Annotated in this window: 2 protein-coding genes; both read right to left on the reverse strand. The window is 58.5% G+C overall.

Annotated elements, in window-relative coordinates; translation table 11 throughout:
• A partial coding sequence (locus ACFQ6N_RS41055) for a tape measure protein (protein ID WP_380659229.1) occupies positions 1 to 861 on the reverse strand: 861 nt, incomplete at its 3' end.
• A gap of 51 nt (positions 862 to 912) precedes the next feature.
• The coding region (locus ACFQ6N_RS41060; protein ID WP_380659230.1) for a hypothetical protein at positions 913 to 1,157 on the reverse strand (245 nt) is incomplete at its 5' end.

A 1,157-nucleotide genomic window follows, 5' to 3' on the forward strand; every position in this document is an offset into this window, starting at 1 on the left:
CTCCAGATTCTCGGCCATGAATCGAACGGACGAGATTGCGGCGTCGCTGAACACCCCGCCGCTGGCCTTGACCTTCAAGTTGAACCATGCAGTGGAAAGGCGATTCAGCTCTGCGCTCAGCCCTTTTGCAGCCTCCTCTGCTCCAGTGCCGGAGGCTTCCAGCGCCTTGATCATCGCCGGCAGGTACTTCTGGACGCTCAGGTCGCCGTCCTGCAGAAGCTTGTCGAAGGACTTGCCGGCAAGAGCAGTTCCTTCGTTCATCTTGGCAACCGCCTGGATGAAACGGGGCACGATGCCGGGGATGGCTTCGCCAAGCTGTTGCCGGAGCTCCTCGGCCTGGAACTTGCCCTTGCTGAAGGACTGCCCGAGCGCCGTGGTGGCTCTTCCCATCTGCTCACTGGTCAAGTGCATCACTGTCGCCGAGCGCGACAGTTGCCGGAACAGCTCCTGCTGATCCTTCATGGCTATGCCGTTCGCGGTGGCGGCCGCCGACATGCTGGTGAAGCTCTTGCCGGCCTCCTCCAGATTCAGGCCAAGGTCCTTCGCCGTCTGCGCGACGAAGCCGTAGGCCTTGTCTGCGGCTTGGGCCGACCCCGTAGCACCCATGAGGCCGTAGTGGATTTGCTGGATCGACTTCTGCGCATCCAAGAGTGCCAGCACGCCACTCTTGACCGCTTCGAAGCCTACGAAGCCAACCGCCGCCTTGTTGAGGTTCGCAATGGAAACCGCTGTCTGTGAGGCCTCCTTACGGATCAGGCCAAGCTGCTGCGTGGTGGTGCGAGCAGAATTCACCATCTCGGCGCGGTAAGCAGCGGTGTTCGCCCGCAGCTGTACGTCGATGGTTGCCGCGGTAGAAGTCATATCAGGATCCCATAAACAAGAAACCCGCCTTTCGGCGGGTCCTTAATCGGTTCAGAATTGTCGAGCAGGTGGCGTGATCACCTTGCATTGACCTGTCTGGATATAGCCCTTCTCAGGTTTTACCTGACCATTCTCCAGATACTTGTATTCATAAGTGACGCTCAGATCCACGCGATTGATTCTGGTGATCATAAGAAAAGTCTGGCTACCGTTCCTACCCCAATCATGGTAGTCGCGCCGCATATAGCGTACTTCCGTTGGGTCAAACGAAGCATCCGCGCTGAATGACCCACCCT

This window comes from Kitasatospora sp. NPDC056446, from assembly GCF_042796115.1.
In the GTDB taxonomy this organism is placed as follows: Bacteria; Actinomycetota; Actinomycetes; order Streptomycetales; family Streptomycetaceae; genus Kitasatospora.